Origin of the sequence: Porphyromonas sp. oral taxon 275 (genome assembly GCF_018127745.1) — a bacterium.
Lineage (GTDB): Bacteria > Bacteroidota > Bacteroidia > Bacteroidales > Porphyromonadaceae > Porphyromonas.
The window spans coordinates 1,625,541-1,643,269 of sequence record NZ_CP072333.1 but is presented as its reverse complement, the minus strand read 5'-3'; the positions used below and the strand labels follow the sequence as shown (position 1 = coordinate 1,643,269).

The following is a 17,729-nucleotide window of genomic DNA, read 5'->3' as shown; positions in this document are numbered from 1 at the left end:
GGGAAGGCGGGCGCTGTCTGTAGTAGCTGTGCTGAGCTGCGGCGCTAGTCGGCGATGATGCTCATCTCGGCACCGCTGGCGTAGTCGCCACCGTTCTGCGCCGAGAGGGCCGTGAAGCGGAGGTAGCGGGCGCGCTGAGGCTGGCTGAGGTCGACGCGCTTGAGCTTCTTGTCCTTGGCGAAGGTCCCCTTCTGCACCTCCGTCCAGGTCTTGCCGTCCTGACTGATGGAGATGGCGTAGTCCTTGATGTCGCCCGTCCAGTTCTCATCCTGACGTGGTAGGTAGGTGAAGGCACGGATGAGCTTGGTGTCCAGGACGTCGAAGTCGATCCAGTGGGGGTACTTGGTCACCGTCACGGAGTACATGCTGTGCCAGATCGTCCCGGGGTCGAAGTCGAGGAGGTTCGCTGCCTCGTCGCCGTAGGGTACCTCCTCGCTGCTGGCGGAGAGGATGGTTGCCTGCACCGTCTCTACGCGGGTGAAGTGCTCGATGCTCACCAGCTCGGGGTGACGCCTATCCCAGGCCTTGACCTGGACGGGCTCGCGCATCAGCACGGGACCCGTGTAGCGCTGCGCCTTAGCCTTGCCGATCTGGATCATCAGCTCGGCGCCGGGGCGTGCCTTCAGGCTGAGCATGCCATCCAGCCCGCGGGCGATGATGGGGGCAGCGGCTGCTTGGGGCACCGTCGTGCTGTGCGTCTGCTGAGGCTTGATACCACGCAGCGGGCGGATTGTCAGGCCGAAGTAGTGAGGCTCGGCCTTCGTCTGGTACTGCTCGGTGGGAGGACCCTGACCGCAGCTGAAGCCGCCGAGGCCTGTGGAGCTGATCCCCAGCACGAGGTGCGTGTCCCCTGCAGGGGGCAGCTCGGTGGGGTGCGGGGCGAGCAGCAGATCCAGTGCCGAGTAGGGCAGGGCGGAGCTCGTCATCAGGCTGTCGGAGATGAAGAGGAGGCCATTGCCTGCGGCGTTGGTGAGGCTCGTCCAGCGTACGTCCTCGCGGTTGGCCATCGTCTGGGGCTTGGGGAAGGAGATGAACTGGCCCGCGACAGTGCTCTGGTGGAGCTGGACGAACTGGCCGCTCTTGCGGTCGCCGTAGTTATTGATCGGGCCGCGGCCGTAGTAGCGGTACTGGTCGTAGCTCTTGGGCAGGACGAACTCGTAGCCGAGACGCGCCAGGACGAGGTTCGGCTTGTTGGAGCTGATGCCCGAGTTCAGCTGGATCGTCCCGTCGGGGCGTACCGTCCAGACGACCTGCGAGGTGAAGTGGAAGTCCTCGGGACCGAAGCGCTGCGTCGTGTCCTCGATGATCTCGTAGCGGCCTGAGGCGCGCTCCATCTTGAGGACGGCAGCGTTCGGCGCCTGCGAGCGCACGGTGAAGAAGAGCTGCAGTGAGCCGTCGGCGAGGCGCTGCACCCTGTACTGCTGTACCTGATGGCGCAGGTTGTGAAGGCCGTTGGCTACCCAGCGTCTGCGTGCCCAGATATCATTGTCGGCAGGGGCGCGGAAGGCGTTCAGGCGGGGACCCTGACCAGGGCGCAGCAGCGTGTCACCTGCGTAGACGAGGCTGGAGAGCGTACCCTCCTTGAGGTCGAAGGCCGCGGAGAAGTCCCTACCCGTGACGCTGTAGCTATCCCCCTCCTTGGCGACCTTCGTGAGGCGCAGTCCGCTGGAGGGCTGGGCGACCTCAGGGCGCTTGCTCTGATAGGGGAGCTGCTCGTCGGCCTGCACGTAGCCGGCCTTAGCCCAGGGCTTGTCTACCTTGAGGACGAGCTCGAGGGTGAGGAAGTACTCCTTCTCGGGCGAGGTCTGTCCCAGTTGGCTGGGATCGAGGCTGAGCTCGGCCGACCGGCGTGCCCCGATGGCGGGGAGCTGCTGCGTGCCGCTCCTGGTGACGACGCCGTCCTCGATGAGGCGCCAGCGTAGCTCGTAGTCGGAGAGGTCGGTGAAGTAGTTCTTATTGCTGATGCGCAGGCGGTGCGCCGCACGGTCGGCCCAGGCGAAGCCTACATTCTGATACACCTTCTTGACCTCGTAGTACTGAGGCTTGGGCTCGAGGTCAGCGAAGACCAGGCCGTTCATGACGAACATCCCGCTATTGGGCTTGTCGCCGAAGTCACCGCCGTAGGCTAGGTAGCGCGTGCCGTCGGGCTTATAGTTGTAGAGCGCCTGGTCGACCCAGTCCCAGATGGCACCGCCGCAGATGAAGTTGGTGCTCTCGATGGCCGGCCACATGTCGCTGAGGCCGCCACAGGCATTACCCATGGAGTGGGCGTACTCCGAGATGTGGAAGGGGTACTTGATCTTGTAGCCGCCCTTCGCCGCGCCCTGCACCCAGGAGACGGAGGGGTACTGGTTGGAGCCCATGTCGACGATCTCGTTGTTGCGCTCGTACTGTATGGGGCGCGAGGTGTCGAGCTTCTTGGTAGCCTGGTAGCTCTTGACGAAGTTCACGCCTGGGCCTGCTTCGTTCCCGAGCGACCAGATGACGATGGAGGGGTGGTTATAGTTGGCATGCACCATCTCCAGCATGCGCGCCACGTGCTGCGTCTCCCACTCGGGGACGTGCGAGAGCGAGGCCGCGCCGTAGTAGTACTCGTGCGACTCGATATTGGCCTCGTCCTCGAGGTAGATGCCGTACTTGTCGCAGAGGTAGTACCAGTAGGGGCTGGGAGGGTAGTGCGAGTTGCGCACGTGGTTGATGTTGGCGCGCTTCATCATCATGACCTCGCGCTCCATCTGCTCCTTGGTGATGGCATGGCCTAGGGCGGGGTTGGTCTCGTGGCGGTTCGTCCCCTTGAGCTTGACGGGCTTGCCATTGACATAGTAGTAGCGCCCAGCGATACCGAACTCATCCTCCGAGGCAGGTGTGTCCTTGATCTCCACCGTGCGGAAGCCTGTGTAGAGCGAGGCCTTATCTAGGAGCGTCTTGCCCCCAGCGTCGTAGAGCTCGGCCACCAGGACATAGCGCCAAGGTGCTTCAGCAGACCACACTCTAGGCTCAGAAAGGGTCAGCTGCGCCTCCGTCGTGCCGAAGGCGCTTACCTTCGCCGTGGCCGTAGCTACGGGGCGTGCCTCAGCCTCGTCCGAGTAGAGCGGTAGGCCGTAGAGGCTGTAGCGGAGTTGCTGCCCAGGCTTAGCCTTCTTGCTCAGCGAGCTGACCTCCGCGGTGATGCTCAGCGTGCCCGTCTGGTAGTCCTTCGTGAGACCTGGCAGTACACGTAGGTCACGCAGCTGCGTCTGGGGCTTGGCCGTCAGGTAGACGGAGCGGAAGATCCCCGGCAGGCGGAACATGTCCTGCGCCTCGAGGAAGGAGCCATCGCTGCTGCGGTAGACCTCGACGGCCACCGTATGCTCCTTGAGCTTGGGGTCGAGGTAGGGGGAGATATCGAAGGAGGCGAGGTTGCGCGAGTTCTTCGAGAAGCCCACGTAGCGCCCGTCGATCCAGAGATAGAAAAAGGAGTCTACGCCGTCGAAGTTGATGTAGACGGCCTTGCCCGCCCAGTCACTGGGGACGCTGAAGTGGCGCAGATAGGAGCCCACCTCGTTGCGATCGCGGTAGGTCGTCCAGTCCTTGGGCGGCGTGCGCATGACGCCCTTCTTCCAGTCGCCGACCTTGACCTCGTGGTAGAAGATCACGGGCTGATTGACGTAGATAGGCGTGCCGTAGCGCTGCGTGCCGTCCTTCTGCAGGCCGTAGACGTTCCAGCTCATCGGGACATTGACCTCATCCCAGCGGGAGACATCGTAGCCCAGACGGTAGAAGTCCTGGGGACGCTCCTCAGGGGTGCGTACCCAGTGGAAGCGCCAGCGGCCGTCGAGGCTGCGGTAGAGGCTGCTGTGCTCGGGCAGTACACGCTCGGCACGGTCGCCCGCGGCGAAGGAGAAGAAATAGCTGTGGGGGAGCTGCTTGTTGCGTGCGTAGTCCTCGGGGTTCTGCCACTCCTGCCCTGTGGGGGCGGCCTCCGTACGGAAGGAGTAGCCAGGCAGCAGTGCCTGAGCGCCGAGGTCTACTCCACGGCCTAGGAGCAGCGCGGCTGCTGCGAGCAGCACGAGACGCTTCTTGGTGTAGCGATTCATGTCGGTGTAGTAGACGTTTTGGATGGTATATCTATTGTGTATTCTTGCGGTGGGGGACTAGAGGAGCCCTTGGGCTCGGGCTACCTCTAGGGTATCTCGGAGACCTTCCTCGAGGTCGTAGCGCGGCTGCCAGCCCAGAGCCAGCAGCGGGGAGGGATCGCAGCGCCAGTTGCGCTGGGCCAGGATCGGGTACTTGTCCCTATTCAGGGGCGTGACCTTTCCGCTGAGCCGCGCCCAGAGCGAGCCGAGCTGACAGACGCCCCACAGCAGCGGTAGCGGGACGCGTAGGTGCAGCACGCGGCGGCGTCCTAGCAGACGCTGGACGAGCCGCCCGTACTCTATATCCGTATAGGTAGCGCCGTCGGAGACGATGTAGCGCTCGCCCTCAGCCTCGGGCCGAGAGAGGACGTGCAGCGCGGCACGAGCCACATCGGCGCCGTGGACGAAGGTCAGGTACTGCGTCTGGCAGCCCGCCATAGCGTTGATGCCGCCAGCGATCCCACGCAGGGACATCAGGTAGTCCTTGTCCCCAGGGCCGTAGACGCCTGTGGGCAGGAGGATGGTGAAGGGGAGGCCCGACTGCTCGGTGTAGTGCTCCGCCAGGCACTTGCTGCGGCCGTAGCGCGTCGTCGGGCGCTGCGGATCGTCAGCGCGTAGCGGCGTGTCGTCGCGGTGGATGTCGCCGTAGCTGCTGAGGCTACTCATCAGGACGAAGCGCTCGGGCGGCTGCGGCAGGTCGATGAGCGCCGACAGCAGGCGCAGCGTATGCTCGGCGTTGACCTCCTGGAACTCCTCGAGGCGTGCCGTCTTGGTGATGCCCGCGTTGTGGATGACGTAGTGCCACAGGGGCTCGCCTGGGTAGTGGGCGCTGAGGGCGTGGAAGGCCGAGCGCATCTGCTCGGCGTCGTAGTAGTCGACCTCCACGTAGCGTATGCCCTCGCGCTTGAGGCGCTCCAGCTGGGCGCCAGCGCGTACGGCTACCCAGAGCTCGTAGCCGGCAGCCCGAGCCTCGCGCAGCATATGGCTGCCGATGAAGCCCGAGGAGCCGGTGATCAGTAGGCGGGGTGTGCTGCTCATGGTCTAGCTCTATAGCGTAGGGACGGTCTAGGCGGGGCTAGAAGACGGAGAAGTGTACGTAGCGCTTGGGGTTCTCCTTGAGGTCACGCATCAGGCGGTCGGCATTGTTCACCAGGCTATCCAGACGGTTGTAGAGGCTGGGGTCGCTGAGCAGGAGCCCTGCCGTGTTGTCCTTGCTGCGGAGCTGTGCCGTGACCTGCTGCAGCTGGCGCGTCGTCTCGTTGAGATGCTGCATCATGGAGTCGAGCTTGAGCTGGGTGAGCTGTGCGCTGAAGGCGTGGAGGTTGCCGGTGAGGCCATGCACGTTGTCCATCACGGGCTTGAGGCTCTGGCTGGATTGGTTGAGGGCAGCCATCATCGCATGCAGCTGCATGGAGGATCCCTTGAGGGCTAGGAGCACGCTGTCGATACTCTTGTCGTGCAGCAGCGTGTCCAGGCGGACGAGGGTCTGCGTGATGGTGGGCATCATGTTGTTGACGGCGGGGAGGATCTGATCTGTCGCTATGGACAGCAGGTCGCCTGCGGGGGAGACGCTGGAGATGGTGTCGCCGTCGGAGAGGGTGCGGGGATCGTGGCCGTCGATGGTGAGGACGAGCTCGGAGCCACTCAGAGGGTTCATCTTGATCTTGACGACGCTCTTGGAGCTGACGCGTACGTGGGGGTCCAGCGCTAGCTCTACGGTCGCGCCGTAGCCTCGGTTGTAGTCGAAGCGCACTTCACGCACCGAGCCGACCTTGAAGCCACTGACGATGACGGGCGTCGCGACGGTGACGCTGTTGAGGTTATCGAAGTGTGCGTAGTAGGTCGTCGTCTTCTTGAAGATCTCGATCCCCTTGAGGTAGTTGATCCCGATGTAGCCGAGGACGAGGGCTAGGACGGTGAGGAGACCTATCTGTACTTCTTTCTTGAACTTCATATAGAGCGGGCTGAGCAGTAGTGATGAATCGGATGAATGTGGGTGAGCGGGCTAGCGCAGGCGCTGCGAGCCCTTGTAGGGGACGATGTAGGCATCCTGGTAGGCCTTAGGTAGCGCTTTGATCTGAGCTTGGGCTTCGGCCTTGGTCTTGCAGGCGGGTAGTAGGTAGATATAAGCCTTACCCGCCTGCTGTCGTTCGATGGGCTGGGGGAAGCGGCGGAAGCGCGCGTCCTTGGTGTCGATCTTCTCGGGGGAGGAGAGGAACTGCACGCGGTAGTGTAGACCCTCGGTGAGCTTGGCCTCGGGCTGCTTCTTGAAGGCCTCCTTGACCTTTGTGGCGACGCTGGAGCTGGCTGAGGAGCTGGAGCTGCTGCGCTCGCTACGAGCAGGGCTCGGGCTACTGGACTTGGCGGGATGAGCCGTGATGCTATCAGCCGTATCCTCGACCTGAGTGCTGGGCTCGGCCTCGGGCTCGGGGGCCGTCGTGGCGCTCTCGCGTCGGGCACTGCGGGGGCTGGCCTTGCCGCGCCAGGCGGCGTAGTAGCTGGAGAAGGCTCCCGCGATGGAGCTGGCGAGCTCCTCCTGCCCCTGGGCGGAGAGCATGTAGGTGGCCTCGCTGGCGTTGGAGAGGAAGCCGATCTCGGTGAGCACACTGGGCATAGCGGACTGGCTGAGTACCCAGAGGATGTCCTGACGCACGCCGCGGCTGTAGCGGCCTGAGCGGCGGTAGTGCCGCTGTATATGGTTCGCCAGGTCAATACTCTTGTTGAAGTAGGCGTCCTGCATGAGGTCAAACATGATGTAGCTCTCCGTCGAGGTCGGGTCGAAGCCTCGGTAGGTCGTCTTATAGTCGCTCTCCAGGAGCATGGCCTTGTTCTCGCGCATCGCTACGCTGAGGTTATTGGCGAGCTTGGCGACGCCGAGGACGTAGGTCTCGGTGCCGTAGACGCTCTTGGACGGGGCGCTATTGACGTGGATGCTGAGCATCATCGAGGCTTGGTTGCGGTTGGCGAAGTCCGCACGCTCCTGTAGCCCGACGAAGACGTCGGTACGGCGCGTGTAGAGGACGCGCACCTCAGGGTGGGTAGCCTGGATCTTCGCCCCGACGAGCTTGGCCACGGCCAGCGTGATGTCCTTCTCCTTACCTCCATTGCCTACGGTACCCGAGTCCTTGCCCCCGTGTCCTGCATCCAGGACGACGGTGAATAGGCGCTGCGCATCCGCCCACTGGGGGCAGAGCAGACCGAGGACGAAGATGAAGAGCCCCATACGGAGCGCGTGCGATGCTGACCTAGAGCGAGGACACATAGCTGAGCTATACCTGTTGATGACGATGGGTGCTACCGTGGACGCGTCCAGAGGGCTCGCGTGCAGGATAGCTTATATATTGTAGTGCGACAAAGATACGGCTTTTCCCAAAGGGAAGACGCGCCTAGAGCTCAGGGGACAGCCCGTACTGGAGGGAAGTAGCCTCAAGGGCGAGGTGCTCCCCAGCCTTCGGTGGCTCCCGCACGGCCTCTCAAGGGTGGGCGAAGCTCCCCCTAAGGCATGCCGCTCGTCCCCCTAGGCTCGGGCAGTCGGCACTGCCGTCCCTGAGCCGCACGACTGATAGCAGTCGGCGCCGTGACGGATAGCTCGGAAGGTGCGCTTGCTTAGCCTAGGAACTCCTTAGCCCTTGCTGGGCGCTTCCTCCCGTCCTGCTTAGCGCTTGTTTGTCTGCGGCTTAGCCCTCCTCTCTTCGCCTTGTCTAAGGACTCCCCGATCCCTGCCTTAGCTCGCTGAGCGCCTGCTATAAAGGACTTCGCCCCTGCCTCCCTCGATGAAGGGAGACAGGGGCGAAGCTATTTAAGGGGCTTGAGGCAGTGGGCTAGCGCTCTTCTGCAGCGAGGAGCTCGCTACACAGCTGGTAGCCCTTGATCATCATGCGGGGGATGTGGAAGGGCCCCTTGAAGAGGTTGCCCTTGGCAGGCTGCGCCACCGAGCCATCGCGGTGCAGGTAGCCGTACCACTCGCCGTACTCGTGGTCGGGGAGGTGGGCGTACATCCAGTCACTGATCTGTCGGTGCATCTTCAGGTAGCGCTCCTCACCCGTCATCTGATAGGCGTAGAGCGTGGCGATGACGGCCTCGGTCTGTGGCCACCAGAACTTCATGTCCTGCGCGTAGTCCTGACAGGGCAGGCCCTTGCAGTCACGGAAGTTGATGATCCCACCGTAGAGCTCGTCCCAGCCCCAGTCCCAGGACCAGTCTAGGATCTTGCAGCCGAGCTCGATGAGGTGCTTGTCACCCCCGCGATACTTAGCCTCCTCGAGGATGAACCAAGCCGTCTCGATGCAGTGCCCAGGGTTGATGAGGCGACCGCTGAGGCTGTCGATGAACTCCCCATTCGGGCCCACCATCTCCAGCAGCGCCTTGTACTCGGGGTGGAGGAAGTAGCGCTCCAGCTTGTCCAGCGACTCGGCGATCTGCGCGTCCAGCACAGGGTCGGGCAGCGCCTCACGGATACGGCTAGCCGTATTGATCAGGATCATCACGATGGAGTGACCCTGTGCCTGGAGCTCCTCGGTGTACTTGGGCTCGAGGATGCCGGGGGTGGTGAGGAAGCGCTGGATGTCCTTGAAGAGCTGGACGGCCTTCTCTGCATAGCGCTTGTCTCCCGAGGCTAGGGCATACTCGCTGAAGGCGATGGCCGCGAAGCTCTCACTGAAGACATAGCGGCGCCTACGCAGGCCGCGGCCGTCCTCCGTGACCTCGAAGAACATACGCCCATCCGTGTCGAAGCAGTGCCGCTCGATGAACTCGATGGTCGTACGGGCGGCCTCGAGCCACTCGGGGCGCTGCTCGATCTGATTGTAGGCGAAGGAGGCGACGAAGGCGAAGCGGCCCTGGAACCATACGCTCTTGGTCGTGTCCATGAGCGTCCCATCCCGATCTACGCAGGTGTAGATGCCGCCGTGCTTGCGGTCGAGCCCGTGCTGGAGCCAGAAGGGGAGGATATTCTCCACTAGGTCCTCACGGTAGCGGTCACGCGTGGCGCGGAGGTAGTTGCTGATCTGTCCCACGTCGCTCTAGAGCTTGTTGCCCTTGTTGAAGAAGTCGATCGCCTCGAGCTCGGCCTTGATCTGTGCCTCCTCCTCGTCGGTGATGTTGCGGAAGGGCGTGCGGTTGCCCCCGAGGTCGAGGCCCATGAGCTTCATGATGCGCTTGCCAGCGACGATATTGCCGCGGTAGCGTGCGATGACGTTGATGACGTCCTGATTGTAGTTCTGCAGCTCACGTGCCTTCTCGAGGTCACCAGCGCGGAAGGCCTCGATGACGCCTACCAGCACATTACCGCAGTAGTTGGCCGTACCGCTGATACCGCCCTGTACGTCGCAGGCAGCAAGCCCTGCCAGCAGCGTCTCGTCGAGGCCGTGGAGCAGGTCGTACTTGCCGTCCTTGTAGAGCTTGCACTGGTTGAACTCATAGAGGTTCTCGTTGGTGAACTTGATCCCAGCGAAGTTGGGGATACGGCCGTCGACCGCCTGCAGGAAGTCCGTCATCGGCAGGTAGGCGCCGTTGAAGACAGGGATGTGGTAGTAGTAGAAGGGGAGATTGGGCGCACCCGAAGCGATCTCTTCGCAGTACTTGACGAGCTCCTCGATGCGGCCGACCTTGGGGAAGGGCGAGGCCATGGAGCCGATCCCCCAGGCACCGATCTTCTGGGCGTGCTGTGCCAGACGATGCGCCGAGCGGACGCTGGTGCTGCCCACGTGGACGATGACCTTGAAGTCCTTGGGTGCTACCTCGACCCACTTCTCGGCTAGGAGCATACGCTCCTCGTCGCTGAGCATGTAGCCCTCACCCGATGAGCCGTTGATGAAGACGCCCTTGAGGCCATTGCGGTGCAGCATCTCTGCGTAGCGAGCGATAGGCTCGAGATTGACGTCGCCGTTCTTGTCGAAGGGCGTGAAGGGGGCTACGAGCAGCCCTTGGATATGTGCCATTGCTGTATATAATAATGTAGTTACGGCCTGTCGGTAGTAGGGTGGGGAGTCCCCCGCCTGTCTGCGCTACCCACAGCTAGGGGCAAAGGTAAGAATATTCTCGAATGCGAAGACGCCCGGCGAACCCATCGGTTCGTCGGGCGTCCTGGTTAGCTGTGGAGCCTTGTCCTTAGGCCTCCTTGACGCGCCCTACGTAGGATCCGTCACGCGTGTCGATGGTGATCAGCTCGCCCTCGGTGATGAAGAGGGGCACGCGTACCTCAGCACCCGTCTCGACGGTAGCAGGCTTGAGCGTGTTGGTCGCCGTATCGCCCTTGAGGCCGGGCTCGGTGTAGGTGACGCGCAGCGTGACATGGGCGGGCAGCTCGCAGGTCAGTACGGTCTCCGTAGCAGCATGTACCATAGCCTCTACCATGTCGCCGTCCTTGAGGAACTGCACGCCGTCGATGACTGCCTCGGGGATGGTGATCTGCTCGAAGGTCTCAGGGTGCATGAAGTTCAGCCCCATCTCGTCCTTGTAGAGGTACTGGTAGGGGCGGCGCTCGATGCGCACCTCCTCGACCTTGACCCCGCTATTCCAGGTCTTGTCGATGACACGACCCGTGGCGATGTTCTTGAGCTTGGAGCGAACGAAGGCAGGGCCCTTCCCAGGCTTGACGTGGAGGAACTCGACGATGAAGTAGTACTGCCCGTCGATGTCGAGGCACATACCGTTGCGGAAATCTGCTGTAGTAGCCATAGATATATATTAAGTTGTTGTTTACTTCTGCGCTACAAAAATAGGCAAAATCGTCCAGCCAGCCCCGAGCCGCGTCCTCGGCTAAGCCGCAGCACCTCCTTGCCTCCTCTAGGAGCCCCGCCCTACCTAGGACTGGAGTGGAGGGCGAAGCTACGCTGCTGAAACCGAGGCCCAAGGGGGAGGGAGTGTGAGGGATATCTGTCAGCTCTCTGAGGGACGGCAGTCAGGCGCGCGAGGGACGTCCGTCAGCGCCTTGATGGATATCCATCAGAGCTCTGGCGGAGGGCTGTCGGCGCGCTCTGCTTAGGCTCCTGGCACGATGGAAGAGAGTTAAGAAACTCGTAATGAGCGCTTAGTCTCGTCCTTTGACTGGCTTCGCGGCCTGCCTCCGGAGCTAAGGAGTGAGGGGCTCCCCGCCCTGCTAGGGACGTATCTTGAGCTTGTGGGGCTTGCTCTCCTGCCAGAAGCGGTTGAGCGCCGTGACGAGGAACTGATGCTCCCCGTCCAGCAGCTCGTCGATCGTCAGGCGGTAGCGGCTGCTGCGCGAGATCTGACGGATGTAGCGGGGATCCTTGATGCTGGCCTTCGCCCCGCGGGGGAAGGCGTAGACCACATAGAGGTAGGGGCTCTCGGGATCGTCCTTCTGATGGCGATCCTCCCAGCAGAGGCTGAAGCCCTCTCGGTCGTCCTCCAGCCAGATACGGCTGGGGGCTGCGGGTGCCTTCGTCTTGCCCAGAGCACCGTGCTGTACGGGCAGGAGCGCTGGGTAGCGCTGGTAGCTGATGGAGAGACTGTCGCCGATGCCGCCCACATTCCGCAGGAGGTCGTCGGCAGGCCACCATACATTGCCCTGGGCGTAGTGGCGGCTCAGCTGGAGCTTCTCCCCGAGCTGGCGTCCCTCCATGGTGCGCCCCACGTGCTGCCCGATATAGAGCTGCGTCGTACGGGGGAGCTGCTCGGCCCACCAGGGGACGAGGACGTCGTAGTCGGCGACCTTGTGCCCGCGGTTCCAGTAGACCTGCGGCACGACGTAGTCTACCCAGCCCTCGTGCGCCCAGTAGAGGACGTCGGCCGAGAGGTCATCGTAGGACTGTAGGCCCGCCGTCTGGCTGCCCTCAGGGGCGCTGCTGGCATTGCGGTAGATGCCGAAGGGGCTTACCCCGAAGCGCATCCACGGCCTCAGCTCGAGGAGCGTCTCGCGGGTAGCGCGGATCAGCTCATTGACCTTGTCCCTACGCCAGCGCGCCTTCTCACCGCGGGCGTAGCCCTTGCCGAGGCCATAGGCGCGGAAGGTCTCCTCGTCCTGCAGCTCCTCGCCCGCCTTAGGGTAGGGGTAGAAGTAGTCGTCGAAGTGCAGGCCGTCGAGGTCGTAGCGCGTCACCAGATTCTTGACGACGCTGGTGATGTAGGGGATGCTCTGCGGGTGCCCGGGGTTCATCAGGAGCTGCCCGCCGTAGCGGAGGAAGAGCTCGGGGTAGCGGCGTGCGGGGTGGGTCGGCGCTAGTTCGGTCGAGGCATTGGAGGCTCCGCGATAGGGGTTGATCCAGGCGTGGAGCTCCATGCCGCGCTCGTGGCAGGCCTCGAGGACCAGCTCCAGCGGGTCCCAGGGTTCCTCGGGAGCCTGCCCTTGGTGCCCCGTCAGGTACTTGCTCCAGGGCTCTAGGGTGCTGGGGTACCAGGCATCCCCCTCGGCGCGCACCTGGAAGAAGAGGGCGTTGCAGCCGAGCTGGTGCAGCGTCTCGACGCGGCGCAGCAGGAGGTCGGCCGCATCGTAGGGACTGAGCTGGGCGTATTCGCTCCTGTAGATCGTGGGGAGCCAAGCGGCGCGCAGCTCACGCTTGAGCGGCTGGCGCGGATCGGGCAGCTTCGTCCCACGCCCGCGGCTGAGGCCGCAGGAGGAGAGGAGCAGCAGCGACAGAAGGAGCGCAGGCAGTAGGCGGCGTGCCTCGGTGTAGCGTCGGTGCATTAGCTCAGATGTAGGTGCTGATAGACGTAGATGATCCACTCGACGAAGGCCAGGAAGGGCAGGACGAAGAGCAGACTATCGATGCGGTCGAGGATACCGCCGTGCCCCGGGATCACCTTACCCGAGTCCTTGACGCCCGCCTTACGCTTGAGCATCGACTCGAAGAGGTCGCCCCAGGTGGCTGCCACCGAGATCACAGCGCCGTAGACGAGTCCGAGGAGGCTGCCCTCCATGAGGAAGTAGGAGACGAGGACGGAGGCGATGAAGCCGCCGACGAAGCCCTCCCAGCTCTTGTTCGGCGATAGGCTGGGGAAGAGCTTGTGCCGTCCCAGCTGCGAGCCCGCCAGGTAGGCGCCCGAGTCATTGACCCAGATGGCGATGAAGGCGAGGAAGAGCAGGCTGTAGCCGCTGCTCATCTGTGAGCTGTGCAGCAGGTGGGCGATGCTGAGGAAGCCGCCCGTATAGATCTGCCCGAAGATGACCTTCGCCAGGTCGCCCGGCATGAGCTCGCGCTCGCTGTAGAGGCTGCGCACCAGCGAGTAGAGGAGGAAGGCAGCGTAGGGCAGCAGGTAGATCGTCGCCCCGAGGCCCTCGGTGGCGATGCACTGCGTCGTCCAGAAGAGGTAGACCGCAGCCACGGCGTCGGTGATGCGACGCAGGGGGTAGATGCGGTGCGTGGATACGAGGTTGGAGAACTCCCAGTTCGCCAGGAAGACCAGGACGCCGAAGACGGCCAGGTAGAGCGAGCTACTCCCTAGGAGGAGCGCCGCTAGGATGAGGGCTGCGTAGAGGGCGCCGAAGATGGTGCGCTTGACTAGATTGCTCATAGATCAATATAGTAGGTGAGGGCTATACATCGCTAGGGGCAGGCGGCTCGGTCTCCGCGGCTCGGTCGGTGTCGGAGGCTGGGGCGGGGCTGCTCGTCTCGGTAGAGGGTGCGGGCTGCTGCTCGGCATTGAGGCGCATCAGCTCATCGGCGCGGCTCTCCCAGGCACGCTTGCCGAAGATATGCTCGACGTCCTCGGTGTAGATGACCTCGCGCTCCAGCAGCAGCTCGGCAAGAGCCTCGAGGCCAGCGCGATGGGCGAGGATGGTGGCCTTAGCACGGTCGTACTCTTCCTGGACGATGCGGCTGGCCTCCTGGTCGATGAGCTCGGCCGTCTTGTCGCTGTAGGGCTTGGTGAGGCCATAGCCATCGCTCTGCATGTCGTAGTAGTTGAGGTTCGGCAGGCGCTCACTCATGCCGTAGTAGGCTACCATAGCATAGGCGATCTTGGTCGTATGCTCGAGGTCGTTGGCCGCGCCCGTAGAGATGCGTCCTAGGAGGAGCTCCTCGGCGGCGCGCCCTGCCAGAGTGGCACATATCTGATCCCGTAGGGCCTGGGTCGTGGTGATCTGTCGCTCCTCGGGGAGGTACCAGGCGGCGCCGAGAGCCTTACCGCGGGGGACGATGGTGACCTTGACCAGCGGGTTGGCATAGCGCAGGTGCCAGCTGACGGTGGCGTGCCCTGCCTCGTGCAGGGCGATGCTGCGGCGCTCCTCCTCGGTGGTAATCTTGTTCTTCTTCTCCAGCCCGCCGACGACGCGGTCGATGGCGTTCATGAAGTCTTCGCGGGAGACGAAGTCCTTACCCGCACGGGCGGCGATGAGGGCGGCCTCGTTACAGATATTGGCGATGTCCGCCCCTGAGAAGCCGGGGGTGCGACGAGCCAGTAGCTCGATGTCCACAGTCTCGTCGATCTTCAGCGGACGTAGGTGGACGAGGAAGATCTCCTTGCGATCGTTGACGTCCGGCAGGTCTACGTAGATCTGGCGGTCGAAGCGTCCCGCACGTAGCAGCGCGGGGTCGAGGATCTCGGCGCGGTTGGTGGCCGCCAGGATGATGATACCGCTATTGGTGCCGAAGCCGTCCATCTCGGTCAGCAGCTGGTTGAGCGTGTTCTCCCGCTCATCGTTGCCGCCGAGGCTGTTCTTCTGGCCGCGGGCGCGCCCGATGGCGTCGATCTCGTCGATGAAGATGATGCAGGGGGCCTTCTGCTTGGCCGTCTCGAAGAGGTCACGTACACGGCTGGCGCCGACGCCGACGAACATCTCGACGAAGTCCGAGCCTGCGAGCGAGAAGAAGGGCACGTGCGCCTCGCCCGCCACAGCCTTGGCTAGTAGCGTCTTCCCCGTCCCTGGAGGGCCGACTAGAAGGGCTCCCTTGGGGATCTTACCCCCGAGCTGCGTGTACTTAGCCGGGTTCTTGAGGAAGTGGACGATCTCCTCGACCTCCTCCTTGGCCTCGTGCAGGCCAGCGACGTCCTTGAAGGTCACCGAGGCGGTGTCCTTGTCGAAGAGGCGGGCCTTACTCTTGCCGATGCTCAGCGCACCACCCATGCCGCCGCCCATAGCACTGGACTGGCGGCGCAGCATGATGATCCAGAAGCCAATGATGATGACCAGCGGGAGGAAGTTCAGCACGAGGCTCAGCAGCCCCGAGCGACTCTCCTTATACTGTACGCGTGCGCGGATGGCCTGCTCCTCGTAGAACTTGTCGAAGCGGTCTACGCTCGGGATCTCGGTCTCGACGCTGCGCGTGCGCTCGGGCTGAACACGGCCGAAGATGGGGCTCTTGCCTACGCTGTAGAGGCTGTCGGACTGGCTGGGGCGCAGCATCCCTACAGCGGTGTGCTCGCCTCGATCGACGATGATCTTGCTGAAGGACTCCTGCTTGGCTAGGCGCTGGAACTCGTCCCAGCTCACGCTCTTGGTCTCGGCCGAGCCGCCGTCCCATAGGAAGAGCGCGCCCAGGATCCCGAGGATGATGGCGTAGATCCAAAGCTCCTTACCGAAGAGGTTGAAGCCTCGGCGCGGCTTGTTTGGCTTACTTGATTCTATCATGTCTATTCGTTGTTTGCTATCTGCACGGCTATCCTGGCGCGGATAGCACTAGATGTAAAGGTAACAAAAAACATGCCATCCCGGTTGCCCCTGTCAGCTCTGAGGCCGCTGGCCGAGGCTTCGGGGGCTCGCTCTCTGCCTCCTCGGTGGGTGCCTTGTGCCGCCCTTGGCTGCCTCTGTGAGCACTGTGGGGCGGGGCTCTCGACGGGCAGCGCGTGTGCGGAGCCCATGCTGGGGCTAGGCTGACCGACATCCCTGAGGCAGCTGAGGGATACCCATCGAGCGGCTGAGGGATGCCAGTCGGCTAGGCTAAGGGATATCAGTGGACGAGCTGAGGGATATCGGTGACAAAGGCTGAGGGATAAGGGGGGACGGAGCTGCCGCGCTCACTCGGCGAGGAAGCCCCCTCGGGCGAGCAGCGTAGCCCGTCTCGTGTACGCGGATATTATCGTATTTTTGTGTAATCCCAGCTGAGTGCTGGTAGTGTAAGACAGTAATGAAAGAAGAACCCATTATATTAGGTATAGAGAGCTCCTGCGACGACACCTCGGCGGCCGTACTGCGCGGCCGTCAGCTGCTGAGCAATGTCATCGCCTCGCAGGCCGTACATGCGGCCTACGGCGGCGTCGTGCCCGAGCTCGCCTCCCGTGCCCACGAGCAGAACATCGTCCCCGTCGTCAGCGAGGCGATACGTCGCGCGGGCATTCGCCCCGATGAGCTCGATGCCATCGCCTTCACCCGCGGCCCCGGACTGCTGGGCTCGCTGCTGGTGGGGACCAACTTTGCCAAGGGGCTCAGCCTCTCCCTCGGTATCCCCATGGTCGAGGTCAACCACCTGCATGCCCACGTGCTGGCGCACTTCATCGAGGAGGAGGGCGAGGAGCATCGTAGCCCCAGCTTCCCCTTCCTCTGCCTCTTGGTCTCGGGGGGCAACTCGCAGATCATCCTCGTGCGCTCGGCCTCCGATATGGAGATCATCGGGCAGACTATAGACGATGCGGCGGGTGAGGCCTTCGATAAGTGCGCCAAGGTCATGGGCCTGGGCTACCCCGGAGGCCCCGTCGTCAATCGCCTGGCGAATGAGGGCGATCCCAAGGCCTTCGCCTTCAGCAAGCCCAACATCCCAGGCTATGACTATAGCTTCAGCGGGCTCAAGACCTCCTTCCTCTACACGCTGAGGGATGCGCTCGCGGAGAACCCCAACTTTATCGAGGAGCGCAAGGCCGACCTCTGCGCCTCGCTCCAGGCCACCGTCATCGATATCTTGATGAAGAAACTACGTGCCGCAGCCAAGGACCTCGGCATACGCCAGGTTGCCGTCGCCGGGGGCGTCTCGGCCAATACGGGGCTGCGTGCTGCCTTCGAGGATCATGCCTGCCGCTACGGCTGGGAGATCTTCATCCCGAAGTTCGCCTACACCACAGACAATGCTGCGATGGTGGCGATGAACGGGTACTTCAGCTACCTAGAGGGCAAGCGTACGGAGCTTGATGCCGTGCCCTTCGCCCGCGTGACCATGTAGCCGCTCCAGGGGTGGCTACCTTACAGCTAAAGAGACTACAACTATGGGACAGGAATCCGTGCTCCAGAGACTCCGTGAGGAGCTGGAGCGTCAGCAGCTGACCGTCGCCACGGGCGAGAGCTGCACGCTAGGTCGTGTAGCAGCTAGCCTAGGCGCACCCGCGGGTGCCTCGGGCTGGCTACGTGGAGGCATCCTCGCCTATCATCCCGAGCTCAAGGTCAGCCTCCTCGGGGTGCCCGAGCGCCTCATCGCCGAGCGCCATGTCGTCAGTGAGGAGGTCGCCCGCGCTATGGCCCGCGGCGCTGCCGAGCGACTCGGCGCCGACCTCGGGCTCGGTACTACGGGTCTGGCAGGCCCCACAGGAGCCGACGAGACCCACCCCGTAGGGATGATCTGCCTCGGCGCCTGGCTACGACGCCCCAAGGGCTCCCCGCGTGAGGTCTCGCTCTGCCTGCACCTAGACGGCGATCGCACCGCCAATATCGAGGCCGCCGTAGAGGCGATGCACCAGCTCGCCTACAGCCTCATCACCTCCGACACGTCCGACGCGACGATCTACTACTAA

The 17,729-nt window shown here is 63.3% G+C and carries 12 protein-coding genes; 2 read left to right on the top strand and 10 right to left on the bottom strand.

Translation table 11 applies throughout. From position 1 onward, the window contains the following. Window positions 1-44: 44 nt before the first annotated feature. From J4862_RS06510 to ftsH, 10 genes are all read right to left on the bottom strand, one after another. Window positions 45-4,076 carry a glycoside hydrolase family 2 TIM barrel-domain containing protein gene (locus J4862_RS06510; RefSeq protein ID WP_211788317.1) on the bottom strand — a complete coding sequence of 1,344 codons (4,032 nt, stop codon included), beginning with the start codon at window positions 4,074-4,076 and terminating at the stop codon, window positions 45-47. Window positions 4,077-4,133: 57 nt separating this feature from the next. Then, complete coding sequence (locus tag J4862_RS06505) at window positions 4,134-5,153, bottom strand: NAD(P)-dependent oxidoreductase (protein WP_211788316.1); 1,020 nt, start codon at window positions 5,151-5,153, stop codon at window positions 4,134-4,136. A 37-nt stretch (window positions 5,154-5,190) separates the two neighbouring features. Further along, entirely contained in the window at window positions 5,191-6,069 is an 879-nt protein-coding gene (locus J4862_RS06500; RefSeq protein ID WP_211788315.1) for an MlaD family protein, read from the bottom strand. A gap of 51 nt (window positions 6,070-6,120) precedes the next feature. Next, window positions 6,121-7,338, bottom strand: a complete 1,218-nt coding sequence (locus J4862_RS06495; RefSeq protein WP_249107409.1) for an N-acetylmuramoyl-L-alanine amidase — start codon at window positions 7,336-7,338, stop codon at window positions 6,121-6,123. A gap of 598 nt (window positions 7,339-7,936) precedes the next feature. After that, on the bottom strand, window positions 7,937-9,121 hold the full coding sequence (locus tag J4862_RS06490) for an AGE family epimerase/isomerase (protein ID WP_371742410.1): 1,185 nt from the start codon (window positions 9,119-9,121) through the stop codon (window positions 7,937-7,939). Between the two features lie 15 nt (window positions 9,122-9,136). Continuing rightward, window positions 9,137-10,054: a dihydrodipicolinate synthase family protein gene (locus J4862_RS06485; protein WP_211788312.1), complete on the bottom strand. Its 918-nt coding sequence runs from the start codon at window positions 10,052-10,054 to the stop codon at window positions 9,137-9,139. Window positions 10,055-10,223: 169 nt separating this feature from the next. Further along, the gene (gene efp, locus J4862_RS06480; protein WP_211788311.1) at window positions 10,224-10,793 is read right to left on the bottom strand and encodes an elongation factor P; all 570 of its coding nucleotides are present in this window, start codon (window positions 10,791-10,793) and stop codon (window positions 10,224-10,226) included. A gap of 421 nt (window positions 10,794-11,214) precedes the next feature. After that, the gene (locus tag J4862_RS06475) at window positions 11,215-12,759 is read right to left on the bottom strand and encodes a glycoside hydrolase family 10 protein (protein ID WP_211788310.1); all 1,545 of its coding nucleotides are present in this window, start codon (window positions 12,757-12,759) and stop codon (window positions 11,215-11,217) included. Continuing rightward, window positions 12,759-13,586, bottom strand: a complete 828-nt coding sequence (locus J4862_RS06470) for a phosphatidate cytidylyltransferase (RefSeq protein ID WP_211788309.1) — start codon at window positions 13,584-13,586, stop codon at window positions 12,759-12,761. The genes J4862_RS06475 and J4862_RS06470 overlap by 1 nt, the downstream gene beginning before the upstream one ends. 22 nt (window positions 13,587-13,608) lie before the next feature. Beyond that, a complete protein-coding gene (gene ftsH / locus J4862_RS06465) occupies window positions 13,609-15,642 on the bottom strand; it encodes an ATP-dependent zinc metalloprotease FtsH (protein ID WP_211788308.1) in 2,034 nt (677 codons plus the stop codon). Between the two features lie 496 nt (window positions 15,643-16,138). Here ftsH and tsaD point away from each other — a divergent pair, with 496 nt between their 5' ends. After that, complete coding sequence (gene tsaD, locus J4862_RS06460) at window positions 16,139-17,164, top strand: tRNA (adenosine(37)-N6)-threonylcarbamoyltransferase complex transferase subunit TsaD (RefSeq protein WP_211788307.1); 1,026 nt, start codon at window positions 16,139-16,141, stop codon at window positions 17,162-17,164. Between the two features lie 43 nt (window positions 17,165-17,207). Further along, the gene (locus J4862_RS06455) at window positions 17,208-17,729 is read left to right on the top strand and encodes a CinA family protein (protein WP_211788306.1); all 522 of its coding nucleotides are present in this window, start codon (window positions 17,208-17,210) and stop codon (window positions 17,727-17,729) included.

Coding starts and splice junctions, on each gene's coding strand:
- J4862_RS06455 (WP_211788306.1), top strand. CDS start 17,208: ATGGGACAGGAATCCGTGCTCCAGAGACTCCGTGAGGAGCTGGAGCGT.
- J4862_RS06500 (WP_211788315.1), bottom strand. CDS start 6,069: ATGAAGTTCAAGAAAGAAGTACAGATAGGTCTCCTCACCGTCCTAGCC.
- J4862_RS06505 (WP_211788316.1), bottom strand. CDS start 5,153: ATGAGCAGCACACCCCGCCTACTGATCACCGGCTCCTCGGGCTTCATC.
- efp (WP_211788311.1), bottom strand. CDS start 10,793: ATGGCTACTACAGCAGATTTCCGCAACGGTATGTGCCTCGACATCGAC.
- ftsH (WP_211788308.1), bottom strand. CDS start 15,642: ATGATAGAATCAAGTAAGCCAAACAAGCCGCGCCGAGGCTTCAACCTC.
- tsaD (WP_211788307.1), top strand. CDS start 16,139: ATGAAAGAAGAACCCATTATATTAGGTATAGAGAGCTCCTGCGACGAC.
- J4862_RS06485 (WP_211788312.1), bottom strand. CDS start 10,054: ATGGCACATATCCAAGGGCTGCTCGTAGCCCCCTTCACGCCCTTCGAC.
- J4862_RS06495 (WP_249107409.1), bottom strand. CDS start 7,338: ATGGGGCTCTTCATCTTCGTCCTCGGTCTGCTCTGCCCCCAGTGGGCG.
- J4862_RS06475 (WP_211788310.1), bottom strand. CDS start 12,759: ATGCACCGACGCTACACCGAGGCACGCCGCCTACTGCCTGCGCTCCTT.
- J4862_RS06510 (WP_211788317.1), bottom strand. CDS start 4,076: ATGAATCGCTACACCAAGAAGCGTCTCGTGCTGCTCGCAGCAGCCGCG.
- J4862_RS06470 (WP_211788309.1), bottom strand. CDS start 13,586: ATGAGCAATCTAGTCAAGCGCACCATCTTCGGCGCCCTCTACGCAGCC.